Annotated in this window: 16 protein-coding genes; 9 read left to right on the plus strand and 7 right to left on the minus strand. The window is 61.5% G+C overall.

Going from position 1 to position 20,223, the window contains the following annotated elements:
- Nucleotides 1–11: 11 nt before the first annotated feature.
- Nucleotides 12–1,472, plus strand: coding sequence for an amidase (locus tag AF70_RS19240; protein WP_028940829.1), 1,461 nt, complete (start codon nt 12–14; stop codon nt 1,470–1,472).
- Nucleotides 1,473–1,677: 205 nt separating this feature from the next.
- On the opposite strand, the gene mhpT is transcribed toward AF70_RS19240, so the two are convergent.
- Nucleotides 1,678–2,904 carry a 3-(3-hydroxy-phenyl)propionate transporter MhpT gene (gene mhpT / locus AF70_RS19245; RefSeq protein WP_018927888.1) on the minus strand — a complete coding sequence of 409 codons (1,227 nt, stop codon included), beginning with the start codon at nt 2,902–2,904 and terminating at the stop codon, nt 1,678–1,680.
- A 332-nt stretch (nt 2,905–3,236) separates the two neighbouring features.
- On the opposite strand from mhpT, the gene AF70_RS19250 reads away from it, so the two are divergent.
- Nucleotides 3,237–4,547, plus strand: coding sequence for an OprD family porin (locus AF70_RS19250; protein WP_028940828.1), 1,311 nt, complete (start codon nt 3,237–3,239; stop codon nt 4,545–4,547).
- A 6-nt stretch (nt 4,548–4,553) separates the two neighbouring features.
- Here the strand turns inward: AF70_RS19250 and AF70_RS19255 are convergent, their stop codons facing one another.
- Nucleotides 4,554–5,042, minus strand: a complete 489-nt coding sequence (locus tag AF70_RS19255; RefSeq protein ID WP_018927890.1) for a MarR family winged helix-turn-helix transcriptional regulator — start codon at nt 5,040–5,042, stop codon at nt 4,554–4,556.
- A 212-nt stretch (nt 5,043–5,254) separates the two neighbouring features.
- Between AF70_RS19255 and AF70_RS19260 the strand changes: the two genes are divergently transcribed.
- From AF70_RS19260 to AF70_RS19280, 5 genes are all read left to right on the plus strand, one after another.
- Nucleotides 5,255–6,085: a p-hydroxycinnamoyl CoA hydratase/lyase gene (locus AF70_RS19260; RefSeq protein ID WP_007895816.1), complete on the plus strand. Its 831-nt coding sequence runs from the start codon at nt 5,255–5,257 to the stop codon at nt 6,083–6,085.
- 127 nt (nt 6,086–6,212) lie between these two features.
- Nucleotides 6,213–7,661 (plus strand): aldehyde dehydrogenase, encoded by a 1,449-nt coding sequence (locus tag AF70_RS19265; protein ID WP_028940827.1) that lies wholly within the window; start codon nt 6,213–6,215, stop codon nt 7,659–7,661.
- A gap of 144 nt (nt 7,662–7,805) precedes the next feature.
- Complete coding sequence (locus AF70_RS19270) at nt 7,806–9,689, plus strand: feruloyl-CoA synthase (RefSeq protein WP_028940826.1); 1,884 nt, start codon at nt 7,806–7,808, stop codon at nt 9,687–9,689.
- A complete protein-coding gene (locus AF70_RS19275; protein ID WP_019578624.1) occupies nt 9,686–10,927 on the plus strand; it encodes a thiolase family protein in 1,242 nt (413 codons plus the stop codon). The genes AF70_RS19270 and AF70_RS19275 overlap by 4 nt, the downstream gene beginning before the upstream one ends.
- 77 nt (nt 10,928–11,004) lie before the next feature.
- Nucleotides 11,005–11,718, plus strand: a complete 714-nt coding sequence (locus tag AF70_RS19280; protein ID WP_019578625.1) for a GntR family transcriptional regulator — start codon at nt 11,005–11,007, stop codon at nt 11,716–11,718.
- A 10-nt stretch (nt 11,719–11,728) separates the two neighbouring features.
- On the opposite strand, the gene AF70_RS19285 is transcribed toward AF70_RS19280, so the two are convergent.
- The 3 genes from AF70_RS19285 to AF70_RS19295 form a co-directional block, all read right to left on the minus strand.
- Nucleotides 11,729–12,679 (minus strand): PDR/VanB family oxidoreductase, encoded by a 951-nt coding sequence (locus tag AF70_RS19285; protein ID WP_019578626.1) that lies wholly within the window; start codon nt 12,677–12,679, stop codon nt 11,729–11,731.
- Nucleotides 12,676–13,722 carry an aromatic ring-hydroxylating dioxygenase subunit alpha gene (locus tag AF70_RS19290; protein WP_028940825.1) on the minus strand — a complete coding sequence of 349 codons (1,047 nt, stop codon included), beginning with the start codon at nt 13,720–13,722 and terminating at the stop codon, nt 12,676–12,678. The genes AF70_RS19285 and AF70_RS19290 overlap by 4 nt, the downstream gene beginning before the upstream one ends.
- 128 nt (nt 13,723–13,850) lie before the next feature.
- Nucleotides 13,851–15,338 (minus strand): aldehyde dehydrogenase family protein, encoded by a 1,488-nt coding sequence (locus tag AF70_RS19295; protein WP_018927897.1) that lies wholly within the window; start codon nt 15,336–15,338, stop codon nt 13,851–13,853.
- Nucleotides 15,339–15,612: 274 nt separating this feature from the next.
- Here AF70_RS19295 and AF70_RS19300 point away from each other — a divergent pair, with 274 nt between their 5' ends.
- On the plus strand, nt 15,613–16,782 hold the full coding sequence (locus AF70_RS19300) for a p-hydroxyphenylacetate 3-hydroxylase oxygenase component (protein WP_028940823.1): 1,170 nt from the start codon (nt 15,613–15,615) through the stop codon (nt 16,780–16,782).
- A 68-nt stretch (nt 16,783–16,850) separates the two neighbouring features.
- Nucleotides 16,851–17,807, plus strand: a complete 957-nt coding sequence (locus AF70_RS19305) for a p-hydroxyphenylacetate 3-hydroxylase reductase component (protein ID WP_018927899.1) — start codon at nt 16,851–16,853, stop codon at nt 17,805–17,807.
- 109 nt (nt 17,808–17,916) lie between these two features.
- On the opposite strand, the gene AF70_RS19310 is transcribed toward AF70_RS19305, so the two are convergent.
- Together AF70_RS19310 and AF70_RS19315 are read right to left on the minus strand one after the other, a co-directional pair.
- Nucleotides 17,917–19,023 carry a class II histone deacetylase gene (locus AF70_RS19310; protein WP_018927900.1) on the minus strand — a complete coding sequence of 369 codons (1,107 nt, stop codon included), beginning with the start codon at nt 19,021–19,023 and terminating at the stop codon, nt 17,917–17,919.
- 35 nt (nt 19,024–19,058) lie between these two features.
- On the minus strand, nt 19,059–20,222 hold the full coding sequence (locus AF70_RS19315) for an MFS transporter (protein WP_028940822.1): 1,164 nt from the start codon (nt 20,220–20,222) through the stop codon (nt 19,059–19,061).
- Nucleotide 20,223 lies beyond the last annotated feature (1 nt).

Here is a 20,223-nt window from a genome sequence, read left to right on the forward strand (position 1 = left end):
GAGTATCAAACATGCAAGACATCCAGCAGTTGTTGGACAAGGAAGACGCCACCGGCCTGGCCGCTTGGGTCAGGCGTGGTGAAGTGCAGCCCGTGGAGCTGGTCGACGCAGTGATCGAGCGACTGGAGCGGGTTGAACCGCAACTCAACGCAGTGGCCGAGCGGCTGTACGACAAGGCCCGCGAGGCAGCGCTCGAACCTCAGGTTCGGGACGGACTGTTTGCCGGTGTGCCGACCTTGATCAAGGACCTGTTCGCGCCGGTGCAGGGTGCCGCAATGACCAATGGTTCGCTGGCGCTGGGCGGGGCCCGCGCCGATTTCGAATCCGAGGTGGTGATCCGCCTGCGCCGCGCCGGTTGCCTGATCGTCGGCACCAGCACGGCACCAGAGTTCGGCACATCCTATTCCACCGAGTCGACACGTTTCGGCGCCACCCGCAATCCGTGGAACACCGAGCACAGCGCTGGCGGCTCCAGCGGCGGGGCGGCGGCCCTGGTGGCTGCGCGGGTAGTGCCGTTTGCCCATGGCAATGACGGCGGTGGTTCGTTGCGGGTGCCGGCGTCCTGCTGCGGAGTCTTTGGCCTCAAACCAAGCCGTGGCTTGCTGCCCTCCGGGCCAATGATAGGCGAGGGCTGGGCGGGCATGGGCACCAACCACTGCATCACCTTATCGGTACGTGACAGCGCGGCTTTGCTCGACGCCACGGCGGGAATCGATTTGGGTGCGCCCTATGCTGCGCCGCTGTCGGCGCAACCGTATGTGACTGCTGTACAACAGACTCCGCGGCCAATGCGTATCGCCCTGGTGGAGCAGATCGGGTCTTGGCCGACTTCCACACAAAGCCTGGAGGCGGTGCGTCAGGCTGCGAGCCTGTGTGAGTCGCTGGGGCATCGGGTAGAACCCGCCCGGTTACCGGTGGTGCTGCCTGAGTTTCTTGACCAGGTGTTCACTATCATCGGTGCCAGCACGCGAAACTACGTCGACCTGTTGGGCCAATTGCGTGGCGCGCCTGTACAGCCCGAGGAGCTGGAAGCCCGCACGCGGATCATTCTGCGCGACAAGGGCGGGGTCAGTGGCGCGCAATACGCGGCAGCGGTGGAGTGGATTCATGCCCTGGGCCGGCAACTGGCGCTGTTCATGCAGGATTACGACCTGATCCTCAGCCCGACCCTGACCCGTGAACCGGTACCGATCGGCAAGCTGGACCTGCGGGACGACCGCTTGAGTCTCGATGAATTGATCGAGCGCTTCCACAGTTACTCGCCGTTTACCGCGTTGTTCAATGCCAGTGGGCAACCGGCAATGTCGGTGCCGCTTCACTGGAGCCCGCAAGGCTTGCCCATGGGCGCGCACTTCGCAGGCCGCTTCGGCGAAGAGGCGACCTTGCTGAGCCTGGCCGCACAACTGGAGCAGGCTCAGCCCTGGCGGCAGCGCGTACCGCCGGTGAATGCGTGCCTGCGCACCACGCCGTAACACGATTGGTAGCAGCTGCCGAGCCTGCGAGGCTGCGTTCGGCTGCGTAGCAGTCGTGAATCCGGCTGATGCGGTCTGCCAGACGTACCGCAAGTTCTGGTTTGACGACCGCTTCGCAGCCGAACGCAGCCTCGCAAGCTCGACAGCTGCTACGGCCGAACGCGGTCACGCAGGCTCGGCAGCTGCTACAAGGAGGGCGCCCCGGTCAGGTTTTATCCGCAATCGGGTTCGCCGTACGCAACGGCGGCTCGGCCGAACGGGCAATCACGCTGATGATTGCCAGTGCTGCAATCAGCAGCCCGGGCGAGGTCGCCAGCAAAACTCCGGTGGTGCCGGCCCCAGCCGCCAGAATCTGCCCGGCGGCCAACGGCCCGGCTACTGATCCGAGGCGACCGATCGCCACCGCAGCGCCGACGCCGGTGGCGCGCACCGAGGTCGGGTACGACGGCGGTGCCAGGGCGTACAGCACCAGCTGCGCGGCCATCACAAACAACCCGGCGGAAAAACCGGCGATGGCCATGGGGACGATGCCCACCGACAGGCCGACTCCAGCCAGCGCCGCCAGCAACCCGGCGTAGACAAACAGCACCACTTTGATGCCGTTGCAGCGATCCAGCAGCAGCCCGCCGAGCAGGGAACCGAGGGCGCCGCCAATGTTGAACAGCATCTGCACCAGGCCTGCCTGGGGTTTGCTGAAACCCTGTTCCAGCAACAGCGATGGCAGCCAGTTGAGCAGCATGTACATCACGGTCAGGGTGAAGAAGTAGCTCAGCCACAACGCCAGGGTGACGCGGGTCCGGTCTTCGCCGAACAGCGCCTGGCCGGTTGACGCACGCGCCACGTTGACGCTGCCTTGTTGCTGGCGAAAGGCGCTGGACTCAGGCAGCAGCAGGACCATCAACGGCACCACCAGCAAGGGCACGAGACCACCGATGATGAAGGTCATCTGCCAATGCTCGGCGAACAGCATGGCGACCACCGCCGCCAGTGCGCCGCCCAACGGCACGCCGGCATACATGATGCTGATCGCGGTGCCGCGACGTTGCTCACCCACGGCTTCGGCACACAGCGCGATCAGGTTGGGCAGGGCGGCACCCAGGCCCAGGCCCGTCATGAAGCGCGCCAGCAGCAGGCCGGAAAAACTGCTGACATAGGCCGTGTTGAGGGAGAACACGCCGAACAGCAGCACCGCGCCGATGAGGATTTTCTTGCGGCCGATGCGATCGGCGATCCAGCCGCCGAAGAAGGCGCCCGGCAGTAAACCGATAATGCCGGCGCTGAATACCCAGCCCATCATTTTCGGGTCCAGGGCAAAGGTCTGGCGCAGGCCTGCGGCGGCAGTGCCAGCGGCTTGCAGGTCGAAGCCTTCGATCAGTGCAACGATAAAACACAGGGCGATGGTCAGCGTCGTGCGACGTGATGGGGTGTCCATGGCGAACCTCATTATTGTTTTTGTTGGGGCTTACGGGGGAACGCGAGCCTGATTGCTGTAGGCGATAACAGGCTGAAATTAAGATTAACAAAGATAACTAAAAAATGAATGGCCTAGGTTTTTTGCTGAAAAATTCCATTAAATTCATTTAAATCAATGTGATGTCATAGGGTTTAGGATGTATTTAAAAAATAGATAATAATATTAATGTTCGATTATCGGTCATTGCGGATTGACTCCACTCTCAGGCGTTTCCATTCTCTGACCGGAGATCCTTGGGGCAACCCGACGATCCCGTTCAAAAAAACAACAACAATAAGTGGACATCGAACATGCCAAATCTCCCTCGGGACGCCCTCGTGGCGATCTCAACCTTACCTGTTCGCGCACGTCATCTGGCCCTGTTGGGTTTGAGTGTGATTGCCACTCCGGCGCTGGCCGAAGGCTTTATCGATGACAGTCACGGCACCTTGACCCTGCGCAATTACTACCTGGATCGGGACTACAAGGATGACCGGGCGAAGACCGCGGCCCGGGAATGGGCTCAGGGTTTCATCATGAATATGGAGTCGGGCTTTACCCCGGGGACCGTCGGCTTCGGCCTTGATGCTCGCGGCCTGATGGGGGTCAAGCTGGATTCGTCGCCGGACCGCAGCGGCACCGAGTTGTTGCCGGTGTCCGCCAGCGACAAGCGTGCGGCGGACGAGTATTCGCGCCTGGCCATGACCGCCAAGATGCGTTTTGCCCAGACCACGGTGAAGACCGGCGATGTATCGATCTTCCTGCCGTTCGCTTTCGCCAGTCCGTCACGGCTGCTGCCGCAGACGTTTCGTGGCACCACCCTCAGTTCAAAGGACATCGACGGGCTGACCTTCAACACTGGCTACATCGATCGCATCAACAAGCGCGACTCCACCAACTACCAGCCGATGAGCATCGCCTCGCCGAACCGACGTTTCAACGGTGCGGCCACCTCATCGCACATGGCCTATGTCGGCGGCGATTACCAGGTGAACAAGGATCTGAGCCTGCGTGCCTATCACGCCGAAGTGGCGGACCTTTACCAGCAGAACACCCTGGCCTTGCTGCACACGCTGCAGGTGGGCGAGGGCACGCTGACCACTGACTTGCGCAGTTTTTTCAGCGACGAGGACGGTAGCGCGAAGGCCGGCAAGGTGGACAACCGCAACCTCTCGGCGTTGTTCGGCTATCGCTTTGGCGGCCATCGCCTGAGCTTGGGTTATATGCACTCCAGTGGTGACACCGCGACGCCTTATGTGTCGGGCACCGAGTTGATGGGCATGAGTGAGCTGACCATGAGCTCGGACTTTCTCAATGCCAAGGAGCGAACCTGGCAGGCGATCTACGACTATGACTTTGCCGCCGCCGGGGTGCCCGGCCTGAAGAGCCGGCTGCGTTATGTGCGCGGTGACCATATCGAACTGGCGGCGCTGAACGCCGACGACCGCAAGGAGCGGGAGTTCCAGATGGAGCTGGGGTATGTGATCCAGAGTGGCCCGCTGAAGAACGTCGGGCTGATGGCGCGCAAGTCGATCTATCGCAATGACTTCCCCACCGGCGCGGCGTTTCGCGATGAAAACCAGACCCGCTTTCTGGTGCTCTACACCGTGCCGATCTGGTAAGTCGTTTCAGGCCTGATAGACCTTCTTCAGCAGCCTGAGCAGTTCTTCGCGTTCCTGACTGTCGAGGGCGGACGTGGCATCCATGTCGCTCTCGGCAGCGATCAGTTTCAGCTCCTTGAGCAGGGTTTCGCCGGTCTTGCTGAGAAAAATCCCGTAGGAGCGTTTGTCCGGTTTGCAGCGCACTCGCACCGCCAGCGCCCGGCTTTCCAGTTTGTTCAGCAGCGGCACCACTTGCGGTGGCTCGATGGCCAGTGCCTTGGCCAGGTCGGCCTGCATCAGCCCGGGGTTCTGGTCGATGATCGCCAGGGCCGAGAACTGCGCCGGGCGCAAGTCGTGGGCCGAGAGCCGGCCAATCAGGTTCTGGAACAGTTTCAGTTGCGCCCGGCGCATGGCGTAACCGATCAGGTCGTCGAGGGCTGCGTCCAGCGACGCCTGGGTTTCGGGGCTGTCGGCAGGCGCCTCGGGGGCGGCGGCAATCTTGGAAGACTTGGCCATTGCAGGGTGAATCCTCGGGCTGGCGGTTAAGAAGGCTATCTAGTTTGCCGAGATTGCCCGGGGATAGCCACGACCTCTTTCAGATTTCTAGGCGCTGCGCCCGTTTCAGGCACGAAAACAACTCGGTTAATTTTATTAATAGTTAATTGACATAACTATATTTGCGGTTTAGTTTTTACCCATCGTCAAGCCAAGAACAAGAGAGCATCGCCATGAGCAATTACGAAGGTCGCTGGACAACGGTCAAAGTGGAAATCGAGGAAGGCATCGCTTGGGTCATCCTCAACCGTCCGGAAAAACGCAACGCCATGAGCCCGACCCTGAACCGCGAGATGATCGACGTTCTGGAAACCCTGGAGCAGGATCCGGACGCCGGTGTCCTGGTGCTGACGGGGGCGGGCGAAGCCTGGACTGCAGGCATGGACCTCAAGGAATACTTCCGCGAAGTGGACGCCGGCCCGGAAATCCTTCAGGAAAAAATCCGCCGCGAAGCCTCTCAATGGCAATGGAAACTGCTGCGTATGTACGCCAAGCCGACCATCGCCATGGTCAACGGCTGGTGCTTCGGTGGCGGTTTCAGCCCGCTGGTGGCCTGCGATTTGGCGATCTGCGCCGATGAAGCGACTTTCGGCCTGTCGGAAATCAACTGGGGCATTCCGCCGGGCAACCTGGTGAGCAAGGCCATGGCCGACACCGTGGGCCATCGCCAGTCGCTGTACTACATCATGACCGGCAAGACCTTCGGCGGGCAGAAAGCCGCCGAGATGGGCCTGGTCAACGAGAGCGTGCCGCTGGCGCAACTGCGTGAGGTGACGATCGAACTGGCGCGTAACCTGCTGGAGAAAAACCCGGTGGTGCTGCGCGCAGCCAAGCATGGCTTCAAGCGTTGCCGCGAACTGACCTGGGAGCAGAACGAAGATTACCTGTACGCCAAGCTCGATCAGTCGCGCCTGCTGGACACCGAAGGTGGCCGCGAGCAGGGCATGAAGCAGTTCCTCGACGACAAGAGCATCAAGCCCGGTTTGCAGGCTTACAAACGCTGAAGCCTGGCGTTGCATCAGGCGAGCTGGCCGGGCGATCGAGCGTCCGCCAGCTGTTCGCCCCGGCGCCCAGGCGCTACTGTGAACCCCTCGACTGTATTCCCGATAAAGACAATAAAGAGGAATCACCATGCTGGACGTGCCCCTGCTGATCGGCGGCCAGTCGTGCCCCGCCCGAGACGGTCGAACCTTCGAACGGCGTAATCCGGTGACCGGCGAAATCGTGTCGCGGGTTGCCGCCGCCACCCTGGAAGATGCCGACGCCGCCGTGGCTGCGGCCAAAGCGGCATTCCCCACCTGGGCGGCCCTGGCCCCCAATGAACGACGCACCCGGTTGCTGCGCGCCGCCGAGCAGTTGCAGGCCCGCAGCGCAGAATTCATCGCCGCCGCCGGCGAGACCGGCGCCATGGCCAACTGGTACGGTTTCAATGTGCATCTGGCGTCGAACATGCTGCGTGAAGCGGCATCCATGACCACCCAGATCACCGGCGAAGTCATTCCCTCGGATGTGCCCGGCAGCTTCGCCATGGCCCTGCGTCAACCGTGTGGCGTGGTGCTCGGCATCGCGCCGTGGAACGCCCCAGTCATCCTCGCCACCCGCGCCATCGCCATGCCGCTGGCCTGCGGCAACACCGTGGTGCTCAAGGCGTCGGAGTTGAGCCCAGCGGTGCACCGGCTGATTGGCCAGGTATTGCAGGACGCCGGCCTCGGTGATGGTGTGGTCAACGTCATCAGCAACGCGCCCCAGGATGCTGCGGCGATTGTCGAACGGCTGATTGCCAACCCGGCGGTGCGTCGGGTCAACTTCACCGGCTCGACCCATGTCGGGCGCATCGTCGGTGAACTGTCGGCGCGTCATCTCAAGCCGGCGTTGCTGGAACTGGGCGGCAAGGCGCCGTTCCTGGTGCTGGAAGATGCCGACCTGGATGCGGCAGTCGAGGCCGCAGCCTTCGGTGCCTTCTTCAACCAGGGACAGATCTGCATGTCCACCGAGCGCTTGATCGTCGATGCCAAGGTGGCCGATGCCTTTGTCGCCAAACTGGCGGCGAAGATCGCCACCTTGCCCGCCGGCAACCCCAATGCGGAAGGTTCGGTGCTCGGATCCCTGGTGGACAGCAATGCTGGTGAACGGATCAAACTGATGATCGACGATGCTCTCGACAAGGGCGCAACCCTGGTCGCGGGTGGCCGGTTGGAGGGCAGTATTCTGCAGCCGACTTTGCTCGATAGCGTCACCGATGCCATGCGCCTGTACCGCGAAGAATCCTTTGGCCCGGTGGCGGTGGTGCTGCGCGGTAAGGGCGATGAAGAGCTGCTGCGTCTGGCCAATGATTCCGAGTTCGGCTTGTCGGCGGCGATCTTCAGTCGTGACACCGGTCGCGCGTTGGCTTTGGCTCAGCGAGTCGAGTCGGGCATCTGCCATATCAACGGCCCGACCGTGCACGACGAGGCACAGATGCCTTTCGGCGGGGTCAAGTCCAGCGGCTATGGCAGTTTTGGCGGCAAGGCGTCCATCGAGCACTTCACCCAATTGCGCTGGGTGACCTTGCAGAACGGACCGCGGCACTACCCGATCTGAGCAGCTGTTGCAGCGTCGGGCGACGTACGCTTGAGAGCGCTCATCGCCCGCGTGCAGGCCAGATATAACAATAACAAGGCTGCCATGCCCCCAGTTGACCGCTTTCCAGCGGACCGGTGGCGTGCCTTGATGGAGAACAAGCACGTGAGTTCCGAATTCAGATCGCCAGCCCAGACCGAAGCCAGTGCGCCGCGCTATCGCCAGGTATCCATAGGCCGTCCTGCGGTCGAGGTCAGCGAGGAGCAGGGCATATTGCATATGCGTTCCCTGGAACCCTTGGCCGAGTTGCCCGTACGCTTGCTCGATCGCTTGGTGCATTGGGCCCGGGTGCGTCCGCAACAGACCTTTATCGCCGCTCGCCAGGACGGTGGTGACTGGCGCCGGGTGAGTTACGCCGAGATGCTGAACAGCGTCCGCGCCATTGCCCAGAGCCTGCTGAGTTACGGGCTCTCGGCCGATCGACCGCTGGTGATCCTCTCGGGCAACGACATCGAGCATTTGCAGATTGCCCTGGGCGCTATGTATGCCGGCATTCCCTATAGCCCGATTTCCCCGGCCTATTCGTTGTTGTCCCAGGATTTCGCCAAGCTGCGGCATGTCTGCGATCTGCTGCAACCGGGGCTGGTGTTCGTCAGCGACGCCGCGACCTATCAGCGGGCGATCGACGCGGTGCTGCCGGCCGAAACGCCGCTGGTTACCGTGCATGGCCAAGTACCGGGCCGCCGTCAGGCGAGTTTTGCCAGCCTGCTGGAACGGCCCGGCGGTGCCGAGGCCGATTGCGCCTTCACGGCTACCGGGCCAGACAGCATCGCCAAATTCCTGTTTACCTCCGGTTCCACCAAACTGCCCAAGGCGGTGGTCACCACCCAGCGCATGCTCTGCGCCAACCAGCAGATGCTGTTGCAAACCTTCCCGGTGTTCGGTGAAGAACCTCCGGTGCTGGTGGACTGGCTGCCGTGGAATCACACCTTCGGCGGTAGCCACAACGTCGGCATCGTGCTGTACAACGGCGGCACTTTTTACCTGGACGACGGCAAGCCGACCGTTCAGGGGTTTGCTGAAACCCTGCGCAACCTCAAGGAAGTATCGCCCACCGCCTACCTGACCGTACCCAAGGGCTGGGAAGAGCTGGTCAACGCTCTGGAGCAGGATGGCGAGTTGCGCGAGCGTTTCTTCTCGCGCATGAAGCTGTTCTTTTTCGCTGCCGCCGGTTTGTCGCAACGGGTTTGGGATCGCCTGGACCGGGTCGCCGAACAGCATTGTGGCGAACGCATTCGCATGATGGCCGGGCTTGGCATGACCGAGGCGTCGCCGTCCTGCACGTTCACCACCGGGCCGCTGTCCATGGCCGGCTACATCGGCCTGCCGGCACCCGGTTGCGAAGTGCGGCTGGTGCCGGTGGACGGCAAGCTGGAAGGGCGTTTTCGCGGGCCGCACATCATGCCCGGTTACTGGCGCGCGCCGCAGCAGACCGCCGAGGTGTTCGACGAACAGGGTTTCTATTGTTCTGGCGATGCGCTGAAACTGGCTGACCCCCGTGATCCGCAACTCGGGCTGATGTTCGACGGGCGCATTGCCGAGGACTTCAAGCTCAGCTCCGGCGTGTTTGTCAGCGTCGGTCCGCTACGCAATCGTGCGGTGCTCGAAGGTTCTCCTTATGTTCAGGACCTGGTGGTGGCCGCACCGGACCGCGAGTGCCTGGGGGCGCTGGTCTTTCCCCGGTTGTATGAATGCCGACGTCTGGCGGGTTTGAGTGCCCACGCCAGCGATGCCGAGGTTTTGGCCAGCGCGCAGGTGCGTCAGTGGTTCGGCGATTGGCTGCAGCGGCTCAACCGCGACGCCACCGGTAATGCCAGCCGCCTGGAATGGATCGCGCTGCTTGACGAACCAGCTTCCATCGACCGTGGTGAAATCACCGACAAGGGCTCGATCAATCAGCGTGCGGTGTTGCAGTGGCGTGCCGACAAAGTCGAGGCGCTGTATCGCGGTGAAGAGCCTTCCATCCTGCGCGCCGGACCTCTGCCATGAACGGTGCGGGGCAGTATTCGAGCTTTAGCGATGTGGCGATTTTCGAAGCCCTGCGCACGCCTTGGGTCGACCTTGGCGGGGCCTTGGCTCAGGTCTCGCCGATCGATCTGGGGATCAAGGTCGGGCGCGAGGTATTGGCTCGCGCTGCTCTCGATCCGTCCTCGGTGGACAGCGTGCTCGCCGGCTCCGTGGCCCAGGCCAGTTTTGATGCGTACCTGCTGCCTCGACATATCGGCCTTTACAGTGGTGTGCCGCAAGAGACTCCGGCGCTGGGGGTGCAGCGCATCTGCGCCACCGGTTTCGAACTCTTGCGGCAGGCCGCCAGGCAGCTGGATGACGGCGTGCAGCTGGCCCTGTGTGTGGCAGCCGAATCGATGTCACGCAACCCGATTGCCGCTTACACCCACCGCAGCGGTTTCCGGCTCGGTGCCGAGGTGGCGTTCAAGGACTTTCTCTGGGAAGCCCTCTACGACCCGGCCCCAGGCGTAGACATGATCACCACCGCCGACAACCTGGCCCGGCGGCATGGCCTGAGCCGCGACGAAGTGGATCGCTACGCTCTGTGCAGTCATCAACTGGCATTGCAGGGGCAAGCCGATGGCTGGTTCGAACCGGAACTGGTAGCGATCGGCAATGAGCGTTTTGAGCTGGCTGGCTATCAACCACGGAGTATTCAGTTGCCACGGGGCGTGGATCGCGTGACGCGCGATAGCCATCCGCGACCTACCGAGCTGAGCGCTTTGGACCGTTTGCGCGCGGTGCATGCCGGCGGTGTGCAAACGGCCGGCAACAGTTGCGCGGTGGTCGATGGTGCGGCGGCCGCGCTGGTGGGGCGAGCTTCTGCGGCGCGGCGTCCGGTGTTGGCCCATTTGCTGGCCAGTGCCGTGGTGGGCGTGGCACCGGAGTTCATGGGCATCGGCCCGGCGCCGGCGATCCAGTTGCTGCTGCAACGCAGCGGTCTGGCCCTTGAGGACATCGGCTTGCTGGAAATCAACGAAGCCCAGGCGGCACAAGTGCTGGCCGTGGCGCAGGTGCTGGAACTGGATGGCGACCGCCTCAACCGGCGGGGCGGCTCCATCGCCCTGGGGCATCCCTTGGCCGCCAGCGGGTTGCGTCTGGTGCTGACCCTGGCCAGGCAACTGCGCGAGGGCAATCTGCGTTATGGCATTGCCGCCGCGTGTGTTGGCGGAGGGCAGGGTATGGCGCTGCTGATCGAGAATCCTGCCTATCAAGGCTGAACACCGCGACCTCTGCCCAAACCTGGCGTCTCTCTCTTGCGTTACTATGCAGGCCCACCTTTCTGGAAGTTGCCTGGATGAGTAAGCCCGGTCAAACGGTGTTGGTCGCATTGCGCAAGATGATCGCCTCGGGCGAACTGGCGGCGGGCGAGCGGTTGATGGAAATCCCCACGGCGCAGCTGTTCGGTGTTTCGCGGATGCCGGTGCGCATGGCGTTCCGCACGCTGGAGCAGGAAGGCTTGCTGGTGCGTTTTGGCGGGCGCGGGTTTCAGGTGCGTTCGGTCAGCCCCGATGACATTGCCGGTGCGGTCGAAGTACGGGGCGTACTCGAAGGCCTGGCGGCGCGTCAGACCGCCGAGCGCGGGCTCTCGGACGAAGCCCGGGCGACCCTCGAACAGTGCCTGATGCAGGGTGATCAGCTGTTCGATAAAGGGTACGTGACCATAGAAGACCTGGAGGTCTATCACGACCTCAACATGCGTTTTCATGAGGTGATCGTCGAAGGCAGCCATAACCCGGCGATCGCCGATGCCCTGGCGCGCAACGATCATTTGCCCTTCGCTTCGGTGACCGCCCTGGCTGTGGACCGCAACGATATGGTCCGGGAATACCGACGCTTCAACTATGCCCACATGCAACACCATTCGGTGTTCGATGCCTTGGTCAACCGCCAGGGCGCGCGTGCCGAAGCGATCATGCGCGAACACGCCAACGCCACGTTGCGCTACGCCGAGGTCTTCGGCTCAGCGACGGCCGAGGAGCGGATGAAGGTCATTCTCCGCTCGGAATAAGCGCGGTTTATCAGATATCCAGTACCAGCAGCGGCGTTTTCGAGCGCGAGCAGCAAGGGGTGAACTGGTCGTTGCAGGCCTGTTCATCCTCGGTGAGGAACAGGTCGCGATGCTCCGGCACCCCCTCCAGAACCCGAGTCAGGCAAGTGCCACAAATGCCTTGTTCACAGGAAATGGCGATCTCGATGCCTTGGTTTTGCAACACCTGCACCACGCTCTTGTCGGCCGGCACCTCGAAGACCTGACCGCTACTGGCGAGCTTGATCGAGAAACTGCCATCGGCGCCAGTGTCGACGGGCGCGGCGGCGAAGTACTCGCGGTGCAGGTATTGTTCCTGCCAGCCCTGCTTCCTGGCCGTGTCCAACACGTGCTGCATGAAGCCGCCGGGGCCACACACATATAAATGAACGTCGTTCAGCGGCGTGGCCAGAACCTTGGCCGCGTCCAGCGCGGTGTCGGGTTCCTGATCGAAATGCAGGAACACCCGGTCGGCAAAAGGCGAGCGTTGCAGGCGTTCGACAAAGGCTGCACGGTCCCGTGATCGGGCACAGTAATGCAGCTCGAAATCCGCGCCACTGTGTGCCAGGCGTTCGGCCATGCACAGGATCGGCGTGATCCCGATACCGCCAGCGAACAGCAGGCTGCGCCTGGCCTCATGGACCAACGGGAACAGGTTGCGCGGTTCACTGATCGGCAGGCGCGTGCCGGGGTGGATCTGCTCGTGCATGGCCAGTGAACCACCGCGGGAGGTTGGGTCCTTGAGCACGCCGATCAGGTAGCGATGGCGTTCTTCGGGGTGGTTGCACAGGGAGTATTGCCGGATCAAGCCGCCGGGCAGGTGCACATCGATATGCGCACCGGCGCTGAAGGCCGGCAGCGGTCGGTCATCGACACTGGCCAGCTCATAGCTGCAGATGTCGTGGGCTTCGTTGTTGCGCGATACCACCAGCACTTCGATCATGCCATTGACTCCAGCGGGGCTTGCTCCCTGGCGATCAGGCGCTCCAGAACGCGACGCGACTGCACGCCGCCAGCGTCGATGTTGAGCTTGAGCAAATTGCGCGCGGGATGGCTGAGCAGGTTCTGTTGCTGGCGTTCGAGCATCTCCAGGTCCTCGCTGAAAATCTTGCCCTGTCCCTCGCGAATGCTCGCGGTCAAGGCTTCATCCTGCGGATTGAAGTTGCGCGCCATGCCCCAGAAGTACCAGATCGAGGTCTCGGTTTCCGGCGTGATGAAGTCGACGACGATGCTCGATGCCTTGAGCTGCTGGGGAGCCTGATAACCACCATGGCCGGCATGGGCCACGCCGACTTCGATCAGCACATGGCTGGGCGGGGTGAAGCGGCAGATCTGCCAGCGGTCCACCGGCACATCGTCGGCCAGGTTGTTGCCGCGCAGGGCCATGCGCCAGAAGGGCGGGGCCATGATGTTGTCCATGTGGCGGGCGGTGACCACCTCGTCGCCTTCGACCGTGGTTACCGGCGGCGCTTCGTCGATTTCCTTTTGGCCGATGCTGGACGCATGAACGTAGGTTTCATGAGTCAGGTCCATCAGGTTGTCGATCATCAGGCGGTAGTCGCACTGGATGTGGAACAGGCCGCCGCCATAGGCCCACTCGTCACTGACGGCCCATTCCAGGTGATGGATCAGCGCCGGGTCGGCCAACGCCTGATCGCCGGGCCAGACCCAAATAAAGCCGTAGCGCTCGACCACGGCAAAGGTCTTGTTGCACGGGAAGCCGCGAACCCGCTGCCCGGGCATTTCCACAGTCTTGCCGTCGCCCCCCATCACCAGGCCGTGATAGCCGCACACCAGATTACCGTTTTCCACATAGCCCAAGGACAGCGGCGCGCCGCGATGAGGGCAGAAGTCCTCGACAGCCGCCACCTTACCCTCGTGGCCGCGGTAAAAAACCATCTTTTCACCGCAGATCTGACGGCCCAATGGCTTGCCAGCGATTTCATCGGGCGTGCAGGCGACGTACCAGGTGTTCTTGGGGTACATGGAGATTCTCCAAGGTTGTTTGTTGTTATTTAGTGGATCCATTAATGGTGATTTATTGAGGTTTTGTCAAACTGATTCTGTTTATTAACGATTTAGTGGATCCACTGGTGACTTTGGAATCCTCCGAATCAATAGCGGATCATCACGGATTTCAGCTCCGTGTAGTCGTCGATAAACGCGCCGCCGAATTCACGGCCGATGCCTGAAGACTTGATGCCGCCGAACGGTACTGCCGGGTCGAGGAGGGTGTGCATGTTCACCCAGACGGTGCCGGCTTCGATGCTCGGGATCATGCGCATGGCTTTGGACAAATCGTTGGTCCACAGGCTCGCGCTCAGGCCGTATGGTGTGTTGTTCATCAGTTCGAGCAGCTCGTCTTCGGTGTCGTAGGGGTAGAAGGTGGCGACCGGGCCGAAGGTTTCTTCGTTGAGCAGGGAGTCGTTGACGGTGTTGGCGAGGATCACCGTCGGTTCGACATAACAGCCGGGGCGGTCGATCAGGTTGCCACCGCAGATGATGGTGTTGTTTTCAGCACGAGCCTTGTCGAAAAACGCGCCGAGCTTGAGTTGATGCTGGCGGTTGGTCACCGGGCCGAATTCGGTGCGCTCGTCCAGGGGCGAGCCGATGTTCAGCGTGCTCAAACGTTGGGCCAGTTTGTCCATGATTGGCTCGATCTGTGAGCGATGGGCGAAGAACCGTTCGGCAGCGGCGCAGATTTGCCCGGAATGCAGGAAGCCGGCTTCGATGATGCCGTTGACCGCTTTATCCAGATCGACGTCGCGCAGGAACCCCGCCGAGTTTTTACCGCCCAGTTCCAGGGTGGCGCGGGTCAGGCCGGCACCCATGGCGCTCTGACCGACGGCAATGCCGGTCGGCACCGAGCCGGTGAACGACACCTTGTCGGTGCCCGGGTGTTCGATCAGCCCTTTGCCAACCAGCCCGCCCCCTGTCAGTACGTTCAGTGCGCCGGCCGGGAGACCGGCTTCAATGGCCAGTTCGGCGATCCGCAGGATGGTCAGCGGGGTGAACTCACTGGGTTTGATGATGATGCTGCAACCGGTCACCAGCGCCGAGGCGAGTTTCCAGATAGCGATCATGGTGGAGAAGTTCCACGGCACGATGCCGACCACCACCCCGACGGGTTGGCGCAAGGTGTAGGCGGTATAGCGTTCGCCGGCGAAGGAGGGCAATGACGGGGTGATGGTCTGGCCGCTGATCTTGGTCGCCCAGCCAGCGTAGTAACGCAGAAAGTGAGCGGCCTGATCGACTTCGAAAGCCCTGGAAATCTGGATGATCTTGCCCGATTGGCAGGTTTCGATCTGTGCCAGTTCTTCGCGGTTGCGCTCCAGCAAGTCCGCCAGTTTCAGCAGCACATTGCCCCGCGTCGCCGGTGTGGCCTGGGACCATTGTTTGAAGCCACGTTTGGCCGATTCCACCGCCGCGTCGATATCGGCTGGATCGGCATTGGCGACCTGGGCAATGACCTTGCCAGTGGCAGGGTTGATCACTTCCAGTGTCTGGCTGGAACGGCTCTGGACGTAGCCGCCGTCGATAAACAATGCATGGCTTCGACGGAGGAAGGCTTCAACTTGAGGCAGCAGCGCAATATCGCTCATGGGGGTTTTCCTGATCGCGAACAAGAGAAAAACCCGAGGTTAATCCGTGGGGGCATGCGTGGCTTGACTGTGCCTGCCGTGCTACATGCCCGTGGGTGCCAGAACGGCTTCAAGTGTGGGCAGAATGATTGGATCGTTGCCTTTGAAAAGTACAATCTTGGCTCTGGAAGGTGCATTTTCTACCGCGATGGCGGGTTCCATACTGGCCCTGTATCCGGCGCCGTGCCTCGATTCGGGGCACCGGGCGGACATCCAATAATAAGCAGGGCCGTCCATGAAAAAGCCAAACCCGCTCCTCGAAGACCTCAAGTCCATTCTGCCAACCATCGCTGCCAATGCCTTTGAGGCCGAGCGGAACCGCAAGGTCCCCGACGAGAACATTGCGCTGCTCAAAAGCATCGGCATGCACCGTGCCTTTCAGCCGAAGAAGTTCGGCGGCATGGAAATATCGCTACCGCAATTCGCCGACTGCATTGCCTTGCTTGCAGGCTCTTGTGCCAGCACGGCTTGGGCCATGAGTCTGCTGTGTACTCACAGTCATCAACTGGCCATGTTCTCAGCCAAATTGCAGCAGGAAGTCTGGGGCACTGACCCGGATGCCACCGCCAGCAGCAGCATCGCGCCTTTCGGCCGTACCGAAGAGACCGACGGTGGCGTGCTGTTCAGCGGTGAAATGGGCTGGAGCAGTGGCTGCGATCACGCCGAGTGGGCGATTGTCGGTTTCCGTCGCAAGAATGCCGAGGGGACCCAGGATTACTGTTTCGCGGTGCTGCCGCGCAGCGACTACCAGATCCGTGACGACTGGTTCGCCGCTGGCATGAAAGGCAGTGGCACCAAGACTTTGATCATCGACAATGTGCTGGTACCGGAACATCGCATCCAGAAAGCCAAAGACATGATGGAAGGCAAGTCCGCCGGTTTCGGTCTGTACCCGGACAGCAAGATCTTCTACTCGCCATACCGTCCTTACTTTGCCAGCGGTTTCTCCACGGTGAGCCTGGGTGTCGCCGAGCGCATGCTGGAGGTGTTCCGTGAAAAAACCAAAACCCGCGTGCGTGCCTACACCGGTGCGGCGGTCGGTGCCGCGACCCCGGCATTGATGCGCCTGGCCGAGTCGACCCATCAGGTTGCAGCGGCCCGGGCCTTTCTCGAAAAAACCTGGCAGGAGCATGCCGAGCACAGCGAACGACATGAATACCCAAGCCGCGAAACCCTGGCGTTCTGGCGCACCAACCAGGCTTACGCCACCAAGATGTGCATCCAGGCAGTGGACCGTCTGTTCGAGGCCGCCGGCGGCAATGCCTGGTTCGAGCACAACGAGATGCAACGTCTGTTCCGCGACTCGCACATGACCGGGGCCCATGCCTACACCGACTACGACGTCTGCGCGCAGATCCTCGGCCGCGAGCTGATGGGGCTGGAGCCCGACCCGAGCATGATCTGAACCAGATCGTCACCGCGTCCCCATAACAACAATCAGGACTGCTCCTGAAAGCAGTCCGGGAGTCTTGCATGTCTGATAACAGCGTTTGTGCAGCTACTGAAACGACCTTCGACCCACGGGCCTTTCGCCGGGCGCTGGGCAATTTCGCCACCGGGGTGACGGTGGTGACTGCCGCCAGCGCATCCGGGCGCAAAGTCGGGGTGACCGCCAACAGCTTCAACTCGGTATCCCTCGATCCGCCGCTGGTGCTGTGGAGCATCGACAAGCGTTCCAACAGCCACGAGGTGTTCGAGCAGGCCAGCCATTTCGCGGTCAACGTGTTGGCGGCGGACCAGATTGACCTTTCCAATAATTTCGCCCGGCCCAAGGAAGATCGTTTCGCCGAGATCGAGTTCGAACCGGGCGAGGGCGGGGCACCGGTGTTCGCCGATTGCTCGGCGCGTTTTCACTGCGAGAAGTACCAGCAGGTGGATGGCGGCGATCACTGGATCATGATCGGCAAGGTGGTGGCGTTCGATGATTTCGGTCGCTCGCCCTTGCTCTATCACCAGGGCGCCTATTCCATGGTCTTGCCCCATACCCGCATGACTAAACGCGATGAAAGCCAGCCGCCGAGCAGCCATTTTCAGGGGCGCCTCAGCCATAATCTGTATTACCTGATGACCCAGGCGGTGCGGGCCTACCAGTCCAGCTACCAGCCACGGCAACTGTCCACCGGCCTGCGCACCAGCGAGGCGCGCATGCTGATGGTGCTGGAAAGTGACGCAAGGCTGAACCCCAACGATCTATTGCGTGAGGTGGCGATGCCTGTTCGGGAAATCGATGAGGCCGTCGCCAACCTCAAACGCAAGGGGTTGGTGAACGACGATGACAACGGTGTACGTCTGACGGCTGCCGGTATCGAGCAGACCGAAGACCTTTGGGCGATCGCTCAGGCGCAACAAGAGAAAGTCTTTGCCGAATTCAGCGAGACGCAGATAGAAACGTTCAAAACCGTGTTGAAACGACTGATCAGCAACTGCTGACCGTTTGATCTTGGGGTAAAAAAATCCGATGCCGGTAATGGCATCGGATTTTTTTTTTGCGTCACGCTCGGGCCGTTGAACTGCGCTGCAACATTGTCAGCGCCAAGGCTCAGCGTGCTACGGCCAACTCATCGATCAAGTGCCGTTGAAATGCCGCAAACGCTTCCTTCGGTTGCTGCAGCTGCACAAACTCCAACATGGGGTCGGTGACTTCAGTCCTGATGCCAGCCAATTCCTCAATGGTCGCTAACCCGCAAAACGGCACATACGCTTCGGAGTACCCGCCTTCATGCACCAGAACGAGACGGCCTTGACACAACCGTTCGGCGGCTTCGCGCACGCAGCGAGTCATCTGCCGGTACGAGTCGCTGTGTAACAGCATCCGGGCGAGGGGATCGACGGCGTTGGCGTCGTAACCGCAGGCAACGATGATCAACTCGGGCTCGAAGCGCTCCAGCGCCGGAATCACGATACGCTCCATCGCATAGAGATAAGCCTCATGACCGCAGCCTGGGGGCAACGGAATATTGATATTCGCTCCCAATCCCGCGCCGCGGCCGCGATCGGCTTCACCGCTGTAACCGGCGGGGAAACAGCTGTCTTGATGCAGCGAAATGGTCAGCACATCACCGCGTTCCTCAAAGATTGATTGAGTACCGTTGCCGTGGTGCACATCCCAGTCGATCACCGCGACTTTGCCCAGGCCACGGTGTGCTTTTGCGGCTTCAATGGCGATGGCGATATTGGCCAGGAAGCAGAAACCCATGGCGCTGTCGGCCAGGCAGTGGTGACCCGGTGGGCGTGACAGAGAGTAGGCATTGTCGACCTCGCCGGACAGTACGGCATCGACCGCTGCCATGGCCAGTCCGGCGGACAGCCTGGCTATTTCATAACTGCCGGGCCCAATGGGAGCGTTCGGCCCCAATTCGCCGCCGCCGGCATCACTCATGGCCTTGAAGCGTTGCAGGTAGTCAGGCGTATGAACCCGTAGCAGATCCTCATCTGCTGCCGCATTGGCGCTTCGTACCTGTAAGTGTCGGGTCAGGCCGGAAACGTCCAGCAGGCTCTTCAGACGGCGCTTGGTTTCCGGCGATTCTGCGTGGCCGGCAGCGGCAGGCGGTTGCACCCAACCTCCCACCGGCAAGGTCAAGGCGTGCAGTCCGGCGCTGTGCCAGAGGCTGAGTTCGTCGAAGAAAAACGCACTTTTTCGGCTCATCGTTCTTTCCATTTTCTTTAGGGTAAAAGGACCACTCACGCGCTAGGGCGGCAGCTCAGAATCAACCCCAGGGACAGCAAAGTGATGCAGGCCCCTCCGATAAGCAGCGATTGGAAACCGCCGCTGGCTTCGATCAGCCGGCCAGCCACTGTCGGGCCGATGGCGAGGCCACCACCGATCACAAGGTTGGAGGCATTCATCAGTTTTCCGGAACGGTCGAGGTCGGCCAGGCAGGCCAGAATCAACGGCAGAATGAAGGTCCAGGTGAACTTGAAAAGCAGCGCAGCCAAAGCAAAGCGCAGCATTTCAGGTTGGCCCAGCAACAGCAGCACCGAGCCTGCCATCAGCCCGTAACCCAGCAGCAACAACAGCAGGCGTGGCAGACGATTGCCGATCAGCGAGGCACAACCCGCACCGACAATGCCTGTCACCGTAGCAACGGCAAGAATCTCGCCGCTGGACTCGACAGAGAGGCCGGCGTGGGTGCTGATGGAACCGATAAAGGTCCAGACGCCGCTCAGGCTGATGTAAAAACTCAGGATGGCAAGAATGCCTAGTGCCGCCTTCCACTTCGAGGCGAGGGCTACTCGCTCGGCGGTTTTCTCAGTCGGCGGGCTGCCTTGGGGAAAGTAACGGGTCATTGGCAAAAAGACCGTCATCAGCCCTGCAAGGATCAAGTAGCAGGCTGACAGCCCGTAGTGTTCGAACAGGCGTGGCAGGATGCTCAAGCCAATCGCCCCGACCACCAGTTGCCCCATCACCCATAAGCCATAGACGCGATCGGGGTTGGACGTCGAGGCGGCGCTGGACAGACAGATGATCATCAGTGAACCGCCGGCCAGGGCGCTGCAAAAGCGCAATGCCAGGAGTAGCGAATAATCGTGGGCAAGCATCGAGAGCAGGTTGGCTGCAATGAACAGTATCCCGGCCAGCAATGCGGCGCGGCGCCAGTCGATACGTTTGAGCCACCAGAGAGCGGGCAGGGTGGCCAGGCTCATGGCACCGAGTTCGGTGGAGAACAGATTGCCTATCTGTGACGGGCTCAGCTGCCATTGAGTTGCCAGTTGCGCCGCCACAGCCGGTGCGGTCATGAGGATGGTCGGGGTGATGGCGGCGAACAACACAATGGCTGCCAGCAATGCCAGTTGGGATGATGCGAGCGAGCGGTGATTGGTCAGCGGTTTGGTCTGGGTGTTCATG

Source organism: Pseudomonas sp. KD5 (assembly GCF_012932895.1).
GTDB lineage: Bacteria > Pseudomonadota > Gammaproteobacteria > Pseudomonadales > Pseudomonadaceae > Aquipseudomonas.

Bases quoted from the DNA above. Each gene is read 5' to 3' on its own strand.
- AF70_RS19295 (WP_018927897.1), bottom strand. From the start codon at position 15,338: ATGAGCGATATTGCGCTGCTGCCTCAAGTTGAAGCCTTCCTCCGTCGA.
- mhpT (WP_018927888.1), bottom strand. From the start codon at position 2,904: ATGGACACCCCATCACGTCGCACGACGCTGACCATCGCCCTGTGTTTT.
- AF70_RS19255 (WP_018927890.1), bottom strand. From the start codon at position 5,042: ATGGCCAAGTCTTCCAAGATTGCCGCCGCCCCCGAGGCGCCTGCCGAC.
- AF70_RS19265 (WP_028940827.1), top strand. From the start codon at position 6,213: ATGCTGGACGTGCCCCTGCTGATCGGCGGCCAGTCGTGCCCCGCCCGA.
- AF70_RS19310 (WP_018927900.1), bottom strand. From the start codon at position 19,023: ATGAGCCGAAAAAGTGCGTTTTTCTTCGACGAACTCAGCCTCTGGCAC.
- AF70_RS19280 (WP_019578625.1), top strand. From the start codon at position 11,005: ATGAGTAAGCCCGGTCAAACGGTGTTGGTCGCATTGCGCAAGATGATC.
- AF70_RS19305 (WP_018927899.1), top strand. From the start codon at position 16,851: ATGTCTGATAACAGCGTTTGTGCAGCTACTGAAACGACCTTCGACCCA.
- AF70_RS19300 (WP_028940823.1), top strand. From the start codon at position 15,613: ATGAAAAAGCCAAACCCGCTCCTCGAAGACCTCAAGTCCATTCTGCCA.
- AF70_RS19285 (WP_019578626.1), bottom strand. From the start codon at position 12,679: ATGATCGAAGTGCTGGTGGTATCGCGCAACAACGAAGCCCACGACATC.
- AF70_RS19250 (WP_028940828.1), top strand. From the start codon at position 3,237: ATGCCAAATCTCCCTCGGGACGCCCTCGTGGCGATCTCAACCTTACCT.
- AF70_RS19315 (WP_028940822.1), bottom strand. From the start codon at position 20,222: ATGAACACCCAGACCAAACCGCTGACCAATCACCGCTCGCTCGCATCA.
- AF70_RS19275 (WP_019578624.1), top strand. From the start codon at position 9,686: ATGAACGGTGCGGGGCAGTATTCGAGCTTTAGCGATGTGGCGATTTTC.
- AF70_RS19240 (WP_028940829.1), top strand. From the start codon at position 12: ATGCAAGACATCCAGCAGTTGTTGGACAAGGAAGACGCCACCGGCCTG.
- AF70_RS19290 (WP_028940825.1), bottom strand. From the start codon at position 13,722: ATGTACCCCAAGAACACCTGGTACGTCGCCTGCACGCCCGATGAAATC.
- AF70_RS19260 (WP_007895816.1), top strand. From the start codon at position 5,255: ATGAGCAATTACGAAGGTCGCTGGACAACGGTCAAAGTGGAAATCGAG.